Raw genomic sequence first — 16,116 nt, 5'->3', positions numbered from 1 at the left:
TCAACGAGCGCGCGCAAGACGTGGATCGAGCAGGTCGCGCAGCCCGTCGCCGAGCAAGTTGAGCCCAAGCACCGCCAGCGCGATGGCCACACCCGGAAACACCGCGAGCAACGGCGCCTGGAACATCATGGTCTGCGCCTCGCTCAACATGCGGCCCCACGAAGGTTGCGGCGGCTGCGTGCCGAGGCCGAGGTAGGAGAGGGCGGCCTCGGCCAGGATCGCGATGGCGAAGCGAATGCTGATCTGCACGATGAGCACGGCCGAGATGTTGGGCAACACGTGCTGCATGGTGATTGCGAACGACCCTTTGCCGCAGGCGCGCGAGGCCGCAATGTATTCACGCGACCAGATTGCGTTGGCCGATGCGCGCGTGATGCGCGCAAAGGTCGGGATGTTGTAGATGCCGATCGCGACGATCGCATTGACGATGCCGGCGCCGAAGACCGCCGTCATCATGATGGCCGAGAGGATCGCCGGAAACGCCAGCGTGAAGTCGGAAAACCGCATGACGGCTTCTTCGATCCAGCCACGCCGTGCCGCAGCGAGCAAGCCGAGGGCGGTGCCGGCCGTGAGGCCGATGCCGACAGCGATCATGCCGACCAGGATCGACGCGCGTGCGCCAACCAGCAACAGCGAGACGACGTCGCGGCCATAGGTGTCGGTGCCGAGCCAATGCGAGCCCGAAGGCGGCTTCAGCTTGTCGGCGAGGTCCATCTCGTACGGTGACCACGGGGTCCATACGAGCGACACGGCGGCCGCCAGCAGCAGCAGCGCTGTGAGCACAGCGCCTAGCATGAAGCTGCGGTGGTGCAAGGCGCGGCGCCAGAAGCCCGGCACTGTAAGCGCCGCACCGCTCGGAATGACGATGGCATTCATATGTCGCTGGCCTTGATGCGCGGATCGATGACCGCGTACAGCACGTCGACCACGAAATTGACGATGACCACCATGGCCGCGAGCAACATCACGCAGTTGCGAACGACGATCAAATCGCGATTGCTGATGGCCTGAAAGATGAGGCGGCCGAGGCCGGGCAGGTAGAACACGTTTTCGACCACGATGGTGCCGGCCAGCAACTCCGAAAACTGCATGCCCATGACGGTGACGACGGGGATCATGGCGTTGCGCAGCACATGGGTCCACAACACGGCGCGTTGCGATACGCCTTTGGCGCGGGCCGTCCTGACGAAGTCTTCGCGCATGACTTCGAGCACGGCCGATCGCGTGATGCGCGCGAGGATGGCCGCCTGCACGACTGCGAGCGACAACGCGGGCAACAGAAGGGCCTTGATGCCGGCCGCCACACCGCCAATGCCTTCGCCCCAACCGTCGAAGCCGCCGGCCGAGAACCACTGGAGGTTGACCGAAAAGACGAGTATCAGAAGGATCGCGAACCAGAAGTTGGGAATCGCGATACCGATCTGCGTCATGCCCATCAGGCCCACATCGCCGAGCTTGTTGTGACGCGCTGCAGCAGTCACGCCGACCAGCAGCGCGAGCACGGTGGTGAGCGCCATCGCCATCAGGGCGAGCGGCACGGTCAGCGCAAGCCGTTCGAGAATAAGGTCCAGCACCGGTGAGCTGTAGGCATAGCTGTCGCCAAGATTGCCGGTGAGGATGCCGCCGATCCAGTGCCAGTAGCGTGTCCAGGCCGGCTGGTCGAGGCCGAGCTTGGTGGCCAGCGCCGCCACCGCTTCAGGCGCGGCATCGGGGCCCATGAGCAACTGCGCGGCATTGCCGGGCAGGATCTTCAGTACGAGGAAGACGATGACCGAAGCGCCGATCAGCGTACCGATCAGCGTGGCGAGGCGCTTTAGAAGAAACAGACTCATGAGGCGGGGCGCAGCATAACCCGACACACGCAAGCGCCATGCCGCCGCGCGGATAATTGACCCCATGGCGCTCATGATCACCGACGAATGCATCAACTGCGATGTGTGCGAACCCGAGTGCCCGAACGACGCCATCTACATGGGTGTCGAGATCTACGAGATCGATCCCAACAAGTGCACCGAGTGCGTCGGCCACTTCGATGAGCCGCAGTGCGTGCAGATCTGTCCGGTGGCGTGCATACCGACTCACCCTGGGCATGTCGAGACACGCGAGACGCTGTGGATGAAGTTCGAGCGCCTGACGGCCGACAAGGCGACCGTGGGCGCTACGGCTTCGCCGGGCCCTTGAACGTCTGCGTTGATTTGCGCGGCTCGGTCGCGAGCTTACGCAGACGTGCTTGCTGCAACTTTTCGGCCGAGGCCAGCTTGCGTTCAGCGACGGCATTGCGGCGTGCATCGGCTGCCGCGCGGCGGTCGCCTTCTGCTGCCACTTTCTCTCGACCGAGCCGGCTGTGTTCCAGTTCGTCGGCACGGCGCTCATTGCGTCGCGTTGCCGCATCGGCCGCACGGCGGTCTGTTTCGCTGCGCGAGTCGTCAACCTTCACTTCGCTGCCGCCCTTGCAGGGTTGATCGGTGTAGGTATTGCCGCAGCGCCAGGTGCCTTGTGCGTTCGCCTGCGCAGTGGATGCTGCGGTAGCCGTTGCAGCCATTGCGAAAAGGCCCGTCGCAATGAGTAGGCCGGTGACTCGTTGCTTCGGTAACTTCGTTGATCTCATTCTTTCTCCCTTTCTCCCTTTCTGTCTTTTTCGCTTGTCAGGCTGCGGCTGGCGCAGCGCCGCCTTCGCTGCCAGTGCCTCCACCGCCACCATCCGGCTCACGGCGCGGCGGTTTGGGTCTCGGCGGCTTGCTGGTGTGGATGAGCAAAGTCGCCTTCTCCATCTGCCCGGCCAGCAGCGCCGGCACCGCATGCAGCGTGCGCGCGATGGCATCGTCGATAGCTTCGCGCTGCTCCTTCAATGGCTTCTTGAGCACCCAGTTCACCACCTCGGATTTCACGCCGGGGTGCCCGATGCCGAGGCGAAGTCGCCAGTAGTCGCCAGTGCCGAGTTGCGCATGGATATCGCGCAGGCCGTTGTGTCCGGCGTGGCTGCCGCCGAATTTCAGTTTGGCCTCGCCAGGCACTACATCCAGTTCGTCGTGGGCCACCAGGATTTCTTCCGGCGCGATCTTGAAGAAGCGAGCAAGTGCCGCGACCGACTTGCCCGACAGGTTCATGAACGTCTGCGGCTGGAGCAGCCAGACCGGTTGGCCATTCACTTGCGCGCGTGCCGCGAAGCCGTGGTAGCTGCGCTCGGGCACCAGCGACACCTTGAGGTCACGCGCCAGTGCATCGGTCCACCAGAAGCCCGCGTTGTGCCGCGTGGCTTCGTATTCCGGGCCTGGATTGCCGAGGCCGACGAAGAGCTTGATCATCTGGAAATTATCAGGGGAGGTTGTCACTGCACAAAAGCAAACGGCCCGCACGAGGCGGGCCGTTTGCGGCACAAGGCGCGAAAGAATTACTTCTTTGCGGTCTTGGCAGCAGGCGTCTTCGCTGCCGGGGTCTTGGCAGCGGGTGTCTTTGCAGCAGGTGCCTTGCCGCCCTTGCCAGTTGCCGCGGGCGCGGCGGCGTCGGCTGCAGCGCCTTCGGCCGGCTCGTCGACTTCTTCAGCCGCAGGTGCTACAGCCGAAGCCAGCACCGGATTGAGCTTGCCGCGGCTGACCCACTTCACGCCACGGGGCAGCTTGATGTCCTTCAGCGTGACGGTGCCGTTCTTCTTCAAGCCCGACAGGTCAACTTCGATGAACTCGGGCAGATCGGTCGGCAGACAGTTCAATTCGAGTTCGGTCGTCACGTGGTTGACGAGGTTGTGCTCGAGCTTGACGGCATCGGATTCGGCTTCGTTCTTGAAGTGAACCGGTACCTTCATGGTCAGGCGCGTGCGGGCGTCGACGCGTTGAAAGTCGATGTGTTGCACCAGCTGTCGAAACGGGTGGTATTGCACGTCGCGCAGCAGCACTTTGCTGGCGGCACCGTCCATTTCCATTTCGAGCACGGTCGAATGGAAAGCTTCTTTCTTCAGGGCATGCCACAGCGCGTTGTGATCGAGTTCGATCAGCATCGGCTGGCCTTCACCACCGTAGACGATACCGGGCGTCTTGCCCGAAATGCGGAGACGGCGGCTCGCACCCGTGCCCTGCTTGGCGCGCTCAAAAGCGACGAATTTCATAGTTAACTCCTTGGAGCGATGGCGCAATTGCCATTTCGCTTCTTAAGCGCCGACCGCGACCAGTGCGGCGCCGGTTTCAAAATGGCTTCCCTGAAAGAGAAGCCGGCTTTTTGCTCAGAACAAGTTGTCTTGATCCGAGAACAAACTCATGACCGACTCACCTTTGGCAATGCGCTGGATCGTCTCGGCAATCAGCGGTGCAACGGAGAGTTGGCGAATCTTTCCGCATGCCAGCGCGTTTTCAGAAAGGGGAATCGTGTTGGTCACGACCACTTCGTCCAGTGCCGAGCCCTGGGCGATACGCTCGATCGCAGGACCCGAAAAAATCGGGTGCGTGCAATACGCATAGACGCTCTTTGCGCCACGTTCCTTCAAGACCTCGGCCGCCTTCACCAGCGTGCCGGCGGTGTCGATCATGTCGTCCATGATCACGCAATTGCGGCCATCGATTTCGCCGATGACGTTCATCACTTCGCTCACGTTCGCCTTCGGGCGACGCTTGTCGATGATGGCCAGATCGGTGTTCAATTGCTTTGCCAGTGCACGGGCGCGGACCACGCCGCCGACATCAGGCGACACGACGATCAGGTCTTCGTAGTTCTTCAAGCGCAAGTCGCCGAGCAAGACCGGTGACGCGTAGATGTTGTCGACCGGAATGTCGAAGAAGCCTTGAATCTGATCGGCGTGAAGGTCCATCGTGAGCACGCGCTCGACGCCGACGGTTTCAAGCAGATTGGCAACGACCTTGGCCGAGATGGGCACGCGACTCGAGCGCGGGCGACGGTCTTGCCGGGCATAGCCGAAATAAGGAATGACAGCACTGATCCGGTCGGCCGAAGCGCGCTTGAGCGCGTCGACCATGATCAGCAGTTCCATCAGGTTCTCGTTGGTCGGTGCGCAGGTGGACTGCACCACGAAGACATCGCGCGCCCGGACGTTTTGATTGATCTCGACCGTGACTTCACCATCGGAAAAGCGGCCGACCCGGGCCGCGCCCAAGGTAGTGCCGAGGTGCTGCGCGATTTCCGCCGCAAGGCCAGGATTGGCGTTGCCGGTGAAAACCATGAAATCAGGATGATGAACCTGCATGAGGGTCTCGGCAGAATGCATCCGGCAATGCGAAATGGCCCGGTCGAGCCGCTAGGTCCAGGGTCTTGCAGCCCGACGGCTGCAAGTTCAAAACGTTTGGCAGGGGCGGAAGGAGTCGAACCTTCGAATGCTGGAATCAAAATCCAGTGCCTTAACCAGCTTGGCGACGCCCCTACACGGGTGGACGACCTGCTCTTTTGGAGCGGACGCCTACCGAAAATCCTGACTAATCAGCGGCCCACCCGAAAAGAGGATGAACCGCCAGATTGCTGCACTTGCGAACTCGCCAGCCCTCAGGGGCATCTGCCAGTTCAACATCGTGCGGCATTGCCGCAAAAACCGCACTTCCGGAGCCGGTCATTCGGGCTGAAAGTCCTTGAGCTCCGAGCCAGTCGATGGCATCGGAAACCGCCGGGCAAAGCCTTTGTGCAACCGGCTGCAGGTCGTTGTGACCAAAGGCAATACCCGATTTACCGGAGTTGGAACCTGAGGCCGCGCTATCTGCAGCAAAGCCCGAGATTATAGCAGCGGGCGTAGCGCGGTTCAGGTCCGACGCGTCAAAAATCAGACGGGTTTCGAGTCCCTCGGCAGGCTTTGCGACGGCAAACCGGGCTGCGGGCACGTCGATCGCAGTAATTTGGTCACCGATGCCCTCGACCCAAGCGTTGCGCCCGCGCAAGAAGAACGGCACGTCTGCGCCCAACGCCAGCCCGATTTCTTCGAGCCGTGCCAAAGGCAAATGCAGTTTCCAGAGCCGGTTCAGTGCCAGCAAACAGGTGGCCGCGTCAGAAGAGCCGCCGCCCATGCCGGCCTCCGCAGGGACATCCTTCGCCACGCCGATGTGCGCACCCTGTCCGGGCGATGCGAATTGCTGCAAGGCACGCGCCGCGCGCAGTATTAGGTCCTCGGCGGGTAGCTGCGTGGTGAGGTCTTCGCGGCTGAGGCCCCCGTCGCTCCGCAATTCAACGTGAAGCGTGTCGCACCAGTCGATCATCATGAAGACCGATTGAAGCAGGTGATAGCCGTCGGCTCGTCGCCCCGTGATGTGGAGAAACAGGTTCAGTTTGGCGGGCGCCGGGAGATCGTAGAGCGCCTTCATGCCCGTTCGAAAACGACGCGCAGATCGGCGCGCGGCAAGGGCGCTTCGCGGCGCGCTTGCAGTCGCCCTTGCGCCAACTGCCCCAGTTCGGCCCTCCAGCCGGACACCTGCGCATCCTGGCCGACGAGCCAGCCGAACAGCGCGCCGACAGGAATGGCTGCACCAGTGGCAGCCTGGATCAACTGGTCGACCGAATCGAACCGGCGGGTTCGGCTTCCGTCGTTCAACACCGCCTCGCCGGGCGCCCAGTGCAACGCTGCCAGCGTGCTGCCGATCGGGCTGCTCAACGTCAGCTCGCCCGTTTCGGCAGTGCCGCGTAGCTCGAAAAGGGCGGAAAAGGTCTGCTCCGGTTCACTTTCGATCCTGAGGGACATGCGGCCGGTCCATGCCTGCGCATCGGAGCCGTTCGACGGATTCTTCACCGTGGCGCAGCCCGACATCACCAACATCGCAACGCCACCCAGCGTCAGCGCAAATCGACGCGACGGCTGGGCCGCGGCACCGGTCACAACTTGACGCGCAGGCGCTTGAGCGTTTCCTGCAAGGTTTCGTTTTCGGCATCCGCCAATGCCGCCTCTTTCCAAATTGAGACAGCGCGCTCTTTGTCGCCTGCATGCCAGAGCACTTCGCCGTAGTGGGCGCCAATTTCCGGATCAGGGCGCTGCTTGTAGGCCGCTTGAAGAATGCGGGTGGCCTCGGCCGTGTTGCCCAACCGGAATTCAACCCAGCCGAGGCTGTCGGCAATGAATGGATCTTCAGGGGCGAGTTGCACTGCCTTCTGGATCAGCGTGCGCGCCTCATCGAGTCGAACCTTGCGATCGGCAAACGAGTAGCCCAGGGCGTTGTAGGCGTTCTGGTTTTCGGGCTTCAACACGATCAGACGGCGCAGCAGGCGCTCCATGTCGTCAAGGCGATTCAGCTTCTCGGCAACCATCGCTTGGTCATAGATGAGGTCGCTGTTTTCCGGCTCGTCCGCGCTGGCCTTGGCCAGCATGTCGTAAGCCGCCTGGTACTGCTTGCCGTCACGCAGCAACTGCACCTCGGCCATGAACTTCTGCTTCTTGTCCTCGGCGGTGCGCTCTGGCAGTGCGCGAATGATCTCGCGCGCTTGCGGCAACTTGCCTTGACGCGCGAGCAGCCCGGCGCGGCGGCTTTGCGCCGACACCACGTCGTCGGTGCTGTCTATCTTCGTGAGCCAACGCTCGGCCCCCGTGAAGTCCCTGCGGCGCTCCGCCAACTGCGCCAGCATCAGATACGCCTGCGTTTCACCGCGCTTGCGTTCGTCGGCATCGCGCTGCCCGTTCGAGAGCTCGATATAGCGCTTCAACGAGGTTTCGGCGGCCGAGTCTTGCCGCGCTTGCGACTGAAGCGAGCCGAGCAGCAGCCACGGGTCGGGCATCTCGGGTCGTGCTGACGTGAGGCTCGACAGTTCGGCAGTGGCTTCGGTATAGCGGCGGCCCTCCGTCAGCGCGCGCGCATAGGCCATGCGAACTTCGGGCACGGCTTTCGGGCTTGCCAGATAGCGCTTGACGATGGGCTCGGCCAAGGGCTGTCCTGGGTCTATCAACTCCAGCGCCAGCACAGGCGGGCCATCAGATGAGGGATCGGCCTCCTGGCCTTTGATCGCTGCGTCGAGCGCCCCTGGATTGTCGCCAGCTAGCTGGCGCAATCGGCCAACTGTGGTCCAGGCCAGACCAGCCGTCGCGGGATTTTTAAGGTCGTCGGCGAGCGCCTTTTCGACCACCTCTGCGGCGACCTTTTTGTCGGGTGCGCGTGCGTAGTTGCGCGCGATCATCGCCATCAAAAACGGGTGCTCGGGCAGCGGCGTCGCGGCCAGTTCGATTCGCAGCGGCTCCACGGTTTCGCCAACGCGATTCAACGCGATCAGGATCTGCAGTTCGAAGCGACGAGCCTCGCGAGACGTCGGTACCGCCACTTTCCAGGCGCGCGTCGCAGCGAGCGCTGCATCGCCGGAGCGCGACTGCAGCGCGATTTCGACCGCACGTTGGAAAAGCTTGCCGTCGCATGTCTTACGACCCGCGTCGAGCATCAGCGCATAGCCATCGCCTGGCTCGCCTGAGCGTGCGGTCAGTTCGCCGAGCAGCACTTCGTAGAACAACTGCGCGGTCAGCGCTGACTGATCGGGGGGCGAGGTGTCTTCCACTGCGGGCGGCGCTGCCGTTGCCGCAGGCGTCGTCACAGGAGACTTGGCAGGTTCGATGGTCGGCGCCGCGGCGGGGGGTGTTGCGGGCTGGGCGTAGGCGGCCACTGCCAGAAACATGGGAAGCGCGGCCGCCGCAAGGCGGAGTCGGCGGGGCGGTAAGGTCATCGAACCATAATAATCCAAGGCTTTTGCGGCACGTTGAGCGAGGGCTTAGGAGCCTGCCCGAATTCGTGTCAGTGTTTATCGATTGCTTGGCTCTGCATGCCCGAATTACCCGAAGTTGAAGTCACAAGGCTCGGATTTGCCGATCGGATCGCGGGCGCGCGCATCTCGGCCGTGCAGGTCGGAAAGCCGCTCCGCTGGGCGCTCTCGGTAGCGCCTGAGGCCTTGGTCGGGCGAACTGTTAAGGCGGTGCGCCGGCGAGGCAAATATCTTCTGATCGACATGGACCGGGGGCTTTTGCTATTGCATCTCGGCATGTCCGGCAGCTTGCGCTTCACATCAGGGCTACCGCCAGCCGGTCCGCATGATCATTTTGATTTGATGACCGACAAGGGCACGTTGCGCCTGAACGACCCGCGGCGCTTTGGTTCCGTCGTGTATGTCGAAGACGAGGGGGCGCCGCTGGCGGTCAAGTTGCTGGGAGGACTGGGCATGGAGCCACTGGGCGATGCCTTCGATTTCGAGACTTTCCATGCCGGCATGCGCCGCCGCAAAGCCGCAATCAAACAAGTGCTGCTCGCCGGCGACGTGGTGGTGGGGGTCGGAAATATCTACGCGTCCGAGGCGTTGTTCATGGCGGAAATCCGGCCGACGGTTTCTGCATCACGGATCAGTCGCCCGCGGGCCTTGCGCCTGCACACCGCCATCCGAGAGATCCTGGCGCGGGCGGTGCAGCGCGGTGGCAGCACGCTGCGTGACTTTTCGAACATCGATGGGCAATCAGGCTACTTTCAGCTCGAAGCGACGGTTTATGGACGCGCAGGCGAGCCGTGCCGAGTTTGCGGAACGCAAATCCGACAAATCAAGCAAGGGCAGCGCTCGACATTTTTCTGCAACAACTGTCAAAAGTACTGAAACAGTCTGGGTATTGCCCCCGCCGGTCGGGCTGTGGATGCTATATTTTGTAAGCCCACTTACATTTTCCAATTGAGCCGCTCCTTCAACCAGCAATTCGACCAGCATGGCGCCTGGCGACGCAATTTCGCGCACCGCCTGAAATGGCTTGCAGGTTGGTTGAACGAAAACGAGTTGCTCGACCAAGCCGTGGCCGAGCGACTGCGCGAACTCGAATCGCAGATGCGGACCAGCAAGGTCATGGTGGCTTTCGTTGCCGAGTTCTCGCGCGGCAAATCAGAACTCATCAACGCGATATTCTTTGCCGGCTATGGACGGCGCATCATGCCGGCCAGCGCCGGGCGCACGACGATGTGCCCGACGGAACTCGGCTACACCGCCGGCCAGCTGCCGAGCCTGCGCCTGCTGCCCATTGAAACGCGGCTCGAAGCCTATTCTTTGGCCCATTGGCGCGACGAGCCCGAGCGTTGGACCGACATTCCAATCGATGTCGACGACGCGGAGCAGCTCGGCGGCGTGATGAACAAGGTCGCCGAGGTGCGTTGGGTTCCTATCGAAGAAGCCAAGGCGCTGGGCTTCTGGAGTGACGACACGCCGGATGACAACCCGGTGCGCGACTCCGGCGGCCGCGTCGAAATCCCGCGCTGGCGGCACGCGCTGCTCAACATGCCGCATCCCTTGCTCGAGCAGGGTTTGGTCATTCTCGACACGCCGGGTCTGAATGCGATCGGTGCAGAACCCGAACTCACCGTCAGCCTGATTCCGCAGGCGCATGCGGTCGTCTTCATTCTGGGCGCCGATACCGGCGTGACACGCTCCGATCTGGCAATCTGGCGCGAACACCTCATCACCGAAGGCGACGCTGGCGAAACGCGTATCGTTGTGCTCAACAAGATCGACACGATGTGGGACACGCTGAGCACGCCCGCACAGATCGATGCGCAAATCGAACGCCAGCGCGTCGGCGCTGCAGAGTTGCTGGGCGTTCCACTTGCGCGCGTGCTGCCGGTATCTGCGCAGAAGGGCCTGCAAGCCAAGATCCGCCGCGACCCACCGTTGTTGCAGGCGAGCCGCTTGCCGGCGCTCGAATCGGTTTTGGGCGAAGGTTTGCTGGGCAAACGCGAAACGATGCTGCGACTCGCTGTCGATTCGGGCATTGCGGCGCTTCGGGCCGAAGCGGCGCGGATCCTGACCGTGCGCCAACGCGACCTGTCCGAGCAGGCACTCGAACTGCAAGGCCTTCGCGGCAAAAACGTCTCGGTCATCCGTCACATGCGTACGCGCATCGAACAGGAGCAAACCGAGTTCGAAGGCAGCAACACGCGAATTCTTGCTTTGCGCTCGGTCCAGGGAAAGCTGCTGCGCGAGGTGTACGCGGTGCTGGGCAACACAGCGCTCAAAGCCGACATGGGCCGGCTTGCCGCGGCGTTGAAACGGCCAGGCATCAAGTTCAACGTCCGCAAGATCTACGCGGAAACCTTCGATGCGCTGCGCAACAACCTGCGTGAAGTGCAGGCCACCACGGCCGAAATTCAGGCCATGTTGCATGCGACCTTTCGACAGCTCAACGCAGAGCACGGCTTCACATTGCAGGCGCCGGCCGAGCCCGACTTGGTGGGTTTCGAACGTCAGCTGACGCAGATCGAAGTCAGCCACACGCAGTACCTCGGCGTCGGCAACTTGATCAAACTGGCGCAGCCCGACTTCTGCGACAAACTCGTGCGCGCACTGGCCAGCCGCCTGCGCGTGGTCAACGAAGCGGCAATGACCGAAGTCGAGCGCTGGAGCAAGGGAGCTGGCGCCCAACTCGATGCGCAACTGAAAGAACGTCGCCGCAACTTCGGCAAGCGAATCGAAGCGGTCGAGCGCATCCAGCATGCAGCCGGCAGCCTGGAAGAGCGGCTCACCGAACTGGCTGTGCAAGAGAGTGGGCTGGGCGAACTGCAGAAGCGCCTGCGCGAACTTACCTCCATGCTCACCAGTAACGAAGCACCCACCGCTTTTTCAGTCCGCAGCGAACTGAGTGCAGTCTGAACCGACCGCGTCGGCCGCCCAGCGGCTGGCGCCGACCTTTGCCGCGCGCATTGCGGGCTGGCAGGCAACCCATGGCCGCAGCCATTTGCCTTGGCAGAACACGCGCGATCCGTACCGAGTCTGGCTGTCGGAAGTCATGCTGCAGCAGACACAGGTCGTCACGGTACTTGGCTACTTCACGCGCTTTTTAGAAAAATTTCCAACGGTCTTAGCACTCGCTGCGGCGACCGAGGACGAGGTGTTTGGCCTCTGGAGCGGCCTCGGCTACTACAGCCGCGCGCGCAACATGCACCGATGTGCGCAAGAAGTGGTCGAGCGTTTCAGCGGCGCGTTTCCACACACGGCTGCGCAGTTGCAGACACTGCCCGGCATCGGTCGATCGACCGCCGCAGCAATCGCGGCTTTCTGCTTCGGCGAGCGCGTGGCCATCCTCGACGGCAACGTCAAACGTGTGCTGACGCGCATGCTGGCGTTTGGCGACGACTTGTCGGTGGCGGCAAACGAACGCGCGCTTTGGAACGATGCGACGACCTTGCTGCCGCCCGCCGATGAGCCGGCGGAGATCACGCGTTACACGCAAGGCTTGATGGACTTGGGCGCGACGATCTGCCTCCCACGGAAACCCACCTGTTTGCTATGCCCGGTAAGCGATGTGTGCGCTGCGTTGCGCGAAGGCGCACCGGAGCGCTATCCGGTCAAGCTGCGCAAACTTCGACGTAGCTCGGAGTCACTGTGGATGCTTCGCGCCCGTGATTCGAAGGGACGCGCCTGGCTCGAGAAGAGACCGGCGCGCGGCATCTGGGCGGGCCTGTATTCGCTGCCGGTCTTCGAAAGTCGAGCGGCACTTCTCGAGGCTTTGCCGTCGTCGTGCAATACGGTGCAAGACGATGTGCCGTTCGTTCACGTGTTGACGCACAAGGATCTGCATCTGCATCCGGTCAAGGTCGAATGCATGGGCGCGCTCGCCTTGTCTGACCACGGGCGCTGGTTCGATGCGCACGAATGGACCGAACTCGGGCTGCCCGCACCGGTGCGCAAATTGCTGGTCGCTGGCGGTTGACCTGACCCGCGCCGGGGCCGTCGGAAGCCCGCCTCAGGTCGCGTCGAGTTCGCGATGCCGCTTGAGCGCGGCCCATCGATCGCCGAACCCTCGTGCCAATTGCTCGACCAGAAACACCGAGCGGTGCTGGCCGCCGGTGCAACCGATCGCTACCGTCACGTAGCTGCGATGGTCGTGCGCCAGCGCATCCAGCCAGCGGCCCAGGAACTGCTCGATGTCGCCGTACATGCGCGCGACGTCGTCATGTGAACGCAGCCAATCGATCACCTGCACATCGCGCCCCGTGAGCGCGCGCAAGGCAGGCACGTAGTGCGGGTTGGGAAGCATGCGCACGTCGAATACGAAGTCCGCGTCGAGCGGCACACCGCGCTTGAAAGCAAACGACTGAAAGACCAGCGTCAATGCGCTTTGCGGCGCCGCGATCAACGCCTTGATGTAGCTCTGCAACTGCGCTGGCCGGATGATGCTGGTGTCAATGACGTCGGCACCGTCGCGCAGATCGGCCAGCAGTTCGCGCTCCAGCTCGATCGATTGCACCAGTGCGCGTTGGTGCTCGGGCAGGTCGGGCAGAGGGTCTTGGCGTGAGAGCGGATGGCGGCGCCGTGTTTCGGAATAACGGTGCACCAGTGCATCGGTCGTCGAATCCAGAAACAGCGATCGCAGCACCACGCCGTCGCGTCGCAAGCTGTCGAGCTGCTGCGGCACGAGCGGCAACGACACGCCGCTGCGCACGTCCATGGCAATCGCAACGTGGCTCGTGTTCTGCTGCTTTTGCAATGCGACGAAGGCAGTGAGCAACTCCGGCGGAAGATTGTCGACGCAGTAGTAGCCGGCGTCTTCCAACGCATGCAACGCGACCGACTTGCCGGACCCGGACATACCGGTGATGAGCACGATGTCGAGGCTCATGGTGCAGTCGCCGGCGCCTGCTTTTCGAGCATCTCGCGGGCATGGGCAAGCGAGGTTTGCGAGACACGCTCGCCGCCGAGCATTCGGGCGACTTCCTGCGTACGGCCAGCGGCATCGAGTGGCGCGACGGTGCTCTCGGTGCGCGCTGCCGCTCCCTTGCCGCTGCTGGTCTGCCGTTTGGCGACCAGAAGATGATGGTCGGCGCAGGCCGCCACTTGCGGCAGGTGCGTGACCGCCAGAACCTGCCGACTGCGCCCGAGTTGCGCCATCAAACGTCCAACCGTTTCGGCCACGGCACCACCGACGCCGGCATCGACCTCGTCGAAGATCAGCGTCTGTGCGGCGCCGAGTTCGCTTGTCGTCACAGCGATGGCGAGCGCGATGCGCGACAGCTCACCGCCCGAGGCGACCTTGCCGATCGGCCGGGGCGTGCTGCCGGGATGACCGGCGACGAGAAAGATCACTTCTTCGAGGCCGGCACGGCCGGGTTGATCGAGGGGCTGCAGTTCGACTTCGAAGCGACCGCCTTGCATGCCGAGACCCTGCATCGCTCTGGTGACGGATTCGGAGAGGCGCGGCGCCGCTTGCTTGCGCGCTTTGCTGAGCGCCTTTGCCTCGCGTAGATAACCTTGTTTGGCGGCTTGCTCGGCGCGATCGAGTGCATCCAGGTCGCCTTGCGCATCCAGCGCCTTCAATTCCAATTGCCACCCCGTGAGCAGCGCGGGCAGCTCTGCCGGCGGCCGCTTGTAGCGCCGTGCCAGCGACATCCAGAGACCCATGCGCGAATCGAGTTCGGCCAGGCGCTGCGGATCGGTGTCGGTATGCCGAAGGTAGCCGTGCAGCGAATGCGCAGCGTCCGCAGCTTGCGCAACGCTGGACGCCAGCACTTCGCCGAGGGCCTTGAACTCCGCCTCCATATGCTCGGCGTCCTGCAGCAGGGCGACGGCACGGGCGAGGGCGGACAGCGCGCCGGCGTCGTCGTCCTCCAGCGCCGCGATGGCACCTTCGGCAGCCTCGATCAGCGCCTGTGCATTGGAGATGCGGCTGTGATTGGCCGACAGCTCTTGCCATTCGCCTTCGACGGGCGCGAGCTTGCTGACTTCGCCGAGTTGCCACTGCAGGCGCTCGCGTTCTCGCTGCAAGGAATCTTGTGCGGAGCGCGCGACATCCAGTGCGGTCAGCGCCTGGCGCCAGCCGTGCCAGCTCGCCTCCAGTGCGCTCGTGCTCACGTCGGCATACGCATCGAGCAAGCCCCTGACCGCGTCAGGCCGGGTCAGGCTCTGCCAAGCGTGCTGGCCATGAATGTCGAGCAGCAGGTCGCCCACGGTGCGCAATTGCGCGGCGGTGGCCGGGGCGCCGTTGATCCAGCCACGGCTGCGTCCTTGCAGGTCGACCGTTCGGCGCAGCAGTAAAGCCTCATTGGCCTCGAAGCCACCTTCGTCGAGCCACGACGCCAACGCCGGTGCAGCGTCGAACTCCACGCTCACGTCGAGCCGCTCGGCACCTTCGCGCACCGAGCCGGCGTCGGCCCGGCTCCCCAATGCCAGTTGAAGCGCGTCGATCAGGATCGACTTGCCGGCGCCCGTCTCACCCGTCAATACCGTGAAGCCGGTCGAAAAATCCAGTTCGAGCGCATGCACGATCACAAAATCGCGCAGCGCAATACGTCGCAGAGCCACCTCAGGAACCTCCTTCGTTCCAGTGCAATTTCTTGCGCAGCGTGTCAAAGTAACTCCACCCCTTCGGATGCAGAAAGCGCACGCGATGATCCGACCGGCGAACCACAACTGTGTCACCGAGCATTAGCGTGGCGAGCGACTGCATGTCGAAGTTCGCGCTGGCGTCGCGACCCGACACCAGTTCGATCGATATCTCGTCCGCGTCCGGCAGCAGGATCGGGCGGTTCGACAATGTGTGCGGCGCGATCGGGACCATGACCCAGCCTGGAATGGCCGGGTGCATCAAAGGGCCGCCGGCGGACAAGGCATAGGCGGTCGAGCCGGTCGGCGAGGCAATGATCAATCCGTCGGCGCGCTGCACGGCGACGATGTGTCGACCAACCGTGACACGCAGTTCGACCATGCCGGATGTCGCGCCACGGTTGACCACCACGTCGTTCATTGCAAGCGCGTCGAACACGACGTTGCCGTCGCGCAGCACGCGCGCGTGCATCAGGCTGCGATGGTCTTCTTCATAGTCGCCGGCCAACATTGGCACCAGCGTCGCCTTGTAGTCTTCCAGCCGGATGTCGGTGATGAATCCGAGTCGTCCGCGGTTAATGCCGACCAATGGCACGCCGTAGCAAGCGAGCTGGCGGCCGATGCCCAGCATCGTTCCGTCACCCCCCACCACCAAGCCAAGATCGCAGGTTCGGCCGATTTCTCCGACGCTCAAGGCCGCATAGCGGCTGATCTCCGGATGCTCATCGGTCGACTGCTCGACAACGACCTCGCAACCATGCGATTCGAGGAATGCGCCGATGTCTTCCATCACGCCGTCTTGCGCCCCGGCCTGAGCGCGCGCGCCCGAGGCTTGGTACTTGCCAATCAGCGCAACGCGTCGAAAGCGGGAGGTCATTCACA

Annotated in this window: 16 protein-coding genes and 1 tRNA gene; 4 read left to right on the top strand and 13 right to left on the bottom strand. The window is 63.2% G+C overall.

All coding sequences use genetic code 11. The annotated features are described in order from the left end of the window. Entirely contained in the window at nucleotides 1-876 is an 876-nt protein-coding gene (locus tag H7F36_RS01300; RefSeq protein ID WP_187052983.1) for an ABC transporter permease, read from the bottom strand. Continuing rightward, entirely contained in the window at nucleotides 873-1,832 is a 960-nt protein-coding gene (locus H7F36_RS01295; RefSeq protein WP_187052982.1) for an ABC transporter permease, read from the bottom strand. The genes H7F36_RS01300 and H7F36_RS01295 overlap by 4 nt, the downstream gene beginning before the upstream one ends. A 64-nt stretch (nucleotides 1,833-1,896) precedes the next feature. On the opposite strand from H7F36_RS01295, the gene H7F36_RS01290 reads away from it, so the two are divergent. Next, nucleotides 1,897-2,181 carry a YfhL family 4Fe-4S dicluster ferredoxin gene (locus H7F36_RS01290; RefSeq protein ID WP_187052981.1) on the top strand — a complete coding sequence of 95 codons (285 nt, stop codon included), beginning with the start codon at nucleotides 1,897-1,899 and terminating at the stop codon, nucleotides 2,179-2,181. Here H7F36_RS01290 and H7F36_RS01285 read toward each other — a convergent pair. From H7F36_RS01285 to H7F36_RS01250, 8 genes are all read right to left on the bottom strand, one after another. Then, entirely contained in the window at nucleotides 2,159-2,701 is a 543-nt protein-coding gene (locus tag H7F36_RS01285; protein ID WP_261802586.1) for a hypothetical protein, read from the bottom strand. The two genes, H7F36_RS01290 and H7F36_RS01285, sit on opposite strands and share 23 nt — an antisense overlap. Next, on the bottom strand, nucleotides 2,646-3,305 hold the full coding sequence (gene pth, locus H7F36_RS01280; protein ID WP_187052979.1) for an aminoacyl-tRNA hydrolase: 660 nt from the start codon (nucleotides 3,303-3,305) through the stop codon (nucleotides 2,646-2,648). The genes H7F36_RS01285 and pth overlap by 56 nt, the downstream gene beginning before the upstream one ends. An 86-nt stretch (nucleotides 3,306-3,391) precedes the next feature. Then, nucleotides 3,392-4,102: a 50S ribosomal protein L25/general stress protein Ctc gene (locus H7F36_RS01275; RefSeq protein WP_187052978.1), complete on the bottom strand. Its 711-nt coding sequence runs from the start codon at nucleotides 4,100-4,102 to the stop codon at nucleotides 3,392-3,394. Between the two features lie 114 nt (nucleotides 4,103-4,216). Continuing rightward, nucleotides 4,217-5,191 (bottom strand): ribose-phosphate pyrophosphokinase, encoded by a 975-nt coding sequence (locus H7F36_RS01270; protein WP_187052977.1) that lies wholly within the window; start codon nucleotides 5,189-5,191, stop codon nucleotides 4,217-4,219. A gap of 97 nt (nucleotides 5,192-5,288) precedes the next feature. Further along, nucleotides 5,289-5,365, bottom strand: a tRNA-Gln gene (locus H7F36_RS01265). Nucleotides 5,366-5,417: 52 nt separating this feature from the next. Next, a complete protein-coding gene (ispE, locus tag H7F36_RS01260) occupies nucleotides 5,418-6,290 on the bottom strand; it encodes a 4-(cytidine 5'-diphospho)-2-C-methyl-D-erythritol kinase (protein WP_187052976.1) in 873 nt (290 codons plus the stop codon). Continuing rightward, complete coding sequence (locus H7F36_RS01255) at nucleotides 6,287-6,799, bottom strand: lipoprotein insertase outer membrane protein LolB (protein WP_261802459.1); 513 nt, start codon at nucleotides 6,797-6,799, stop codon at nucleotides 6,287-6,289. The genes ispE and H7F36_RS01255 overlap by 4 nt, the downstream gene beginning before the upstream one ends. Next, a complete protein-coding gene (locus tag H7F36_RS01250; RefSeq protein ID WP_410003058.1) occupies nucleotides 6,796-8,571 on the bottom strand; it encodes a tetratricopeptide repeat protein in 1,776 nt (591 codons plus the stop codon). Before H7F36_RS01250 ends, H7F36_RS01255 begins: the two co-directional genes overlap by 4 nt. Before the next feature lie 144 nt (nucleotides 8,572-8,715). On the opposite strand from H7F36_RS01250, the gene mutM reads away from it, so the two are divergent. From mutM to mutY, 3 genes are all read left to right on the top strand, one after another. Continuing rightward, nucleotides 8,716-9,531, top strand: coding sequence for a bifunctional DNA-formamidopyrimidine glycosylase/DNA-(apurinic or apyrimidinic site) lyase (mutM, locus tag H7F36_RS01245; RefSeq protein ID WP_187054744.1), 816 nt, complete (start codon nucleotides 8,716-8,718; stop codon nucleotides 9,529-9,531). A gap of 72 nt (nucleotides 9,532-9,603) precedes the next feature. After that, nucleotides 9,604-11,565 carry a dynamin family protein gene (locus H7F36_RS01240; protein ID WP_187052974.1) on the top strand — a complete coding sequence of 654 codons (1,962 nt, stop codon included), beginning with the start codon at nucleotides 9,604-9,606 and terminating at the stop codon, nucleotides 11,563-11,565. Continuing rightward, a complete protein-coding gene (gene mutY, locus H7F36_RS01235) occupies nucleotides 11,555-12,625 on the top strand; it encodes an A/G-specific adenine glycosylase (RefSeq protein WP_410003057.1) in 1,071 nt (356 codons plus the stop codon). Before H7F36_RS01240 ends, mutY begins: the two co-directional genes overlap by 11 nt. 33 nt (nucleotides 12,626-12,658) lie before the next feature. Here mutY and rapZ read toward each other — a convergent pair whose 3' ends face one another. From rapZ to H7F36_RS01220, 3 genes are read right to left on the bottom strand one after another with little or no spacing between them, the layout of a single operon-like run. After that, entirely contained in the window at nucleotides 12,659-13,534 is an 876-nt protein-coding gene (rapZ, locus tag H7F36_RS01230; RefSeq protein WP_187052973.1) for an RNase adapter RapZ, read from the bottom strand. Next, complete coding sequence (gene recN / locus H7F36_RS01225) at nucleotides 13,531-15,213, bottom strand: DNA repair protein RecN (protein WP_187052972.1); 1,683 nt, start codon at nucleotides 15,211-15,213, stop codon at nucleotides 13,531-13,533. The genes rapZ and recN overlap by 4 nt, the downstream gene beginning before the upstream one ends. A 1-nt stretch (nucleotide 15,214) precedes the next feature. After that, the gene (locus H7F36_RS01220; RefSeq protein WP_187052971.1) at nucleotides 15,215-16,111 is read right to left on the bottom strand and encodes an NAD kinase; all 897 of its coding nucleotides are present in this window, start codon (nucleotides 16,109-16,111) and stop codon (nucleotides 15,215-15,217) included. Nucleotides 16,112-16,116: the final 5 nt, after the last annotated feature.

It is taken from the genome of Variovorax sp. PAMC28562 (assembly GCF_014303735.1).
Taxonomy (GTDB): domain Bacteria; phylum Pseudomonadota; class Gammaproteobacteria; order Burkholderiales; family Burkholderiaceae_C; genus Variovorax.
The sequence above is the reverse complement of the archived record's forward strand: the minus strand, read 5'-3'. Positions and strand labels throughout refer to the sequence as shown.

Bases quoted from the DNA above. Each gene is read 5' to 3' on its own strand.
- H7F36_RS01290 (WP_187052981.1), top strand. From the start codon at position 1,897: ATGGCGCTCATGATCACCGACGAATGCATCAACTGCGATGTGTGCGAA.
- H7F36_RS01220 (WP_187052971.1), bottom strand. From the start codon at position 16,111: ATGACCTCCCGCTTTCGACGCGTTGCGCTGATTGGCAAGTACCAAGCC.
- H7F36_RS01275 (WP_187052978.1), bottom strand. From the start codon at position 4,102: ATGAAATTCGTCGCTTTTGAGCGCGCCAAGCAGGGCACGGGTGCGAGC.
- mutM (WP_187054744.1), top strand. From the start codon at position 8,716: ATGCCCGAATTACCCGAAGTTGAAGTCACAAGGCTCGGATTTGCCGAT.
- ispE (WP_187052976.1), bottom strand. From the start codon at position 6,290: ATGAAGGCGCTCTACGATCTCCCGGCGCCCGCCAAACTGAACCTGTTT.
- H7F36_RS01285 (WP_261802586.1), bottom strand. From the start codon at position 2,701: ATGGTGGCGGTGGAGGCACTGGCAGCGAAGGCGGCGCTGCGCCAGCCG.
- H7F36_RS01250 (WP_410003058.1), bottom strand. From the start codon at position 8,571: ATGTTTCTGGCAGTGGCCGCCTACGCCCAGCCCGCAACACCCCCCGCC.
- H7F36_RS01270 (WP_187052977.1), bottom strand. From the start codon at position 5,191: ATGCAGGTTCATCATCCTGATTTCATGGTTTTCACCGGCAACGCCAAT.
- rapZ (WP_187052973.1), bottom strand. From the start codon at position 13,534: ATGAGCCTCGACATCGTGCTCATCACCGGTATGTCCGGGTCCGGCAAG.
- H7F36_RS01295 (WP_187052982.1), bottom strand. From the start codon at position 1,832: ATGAGTCTGTTTCTTCTAAAGCGCCTCGCCACGCTGATCGGTACGCTG.
- H7F36_RS01300 (WP_187052983.1), bottom strand. From the start codon at position 876: ATGAATGCCATCGTCATTCCGAGCGGTGCGGCGCTTACAGTGCCGGGC.
- pth (WP_187052979.1), bottom strand. From the start codon at position 3,305: ATGATCAAGCTCTTCGTCGGCCTCGGCAATCCAGGCCCGGAATACGAA.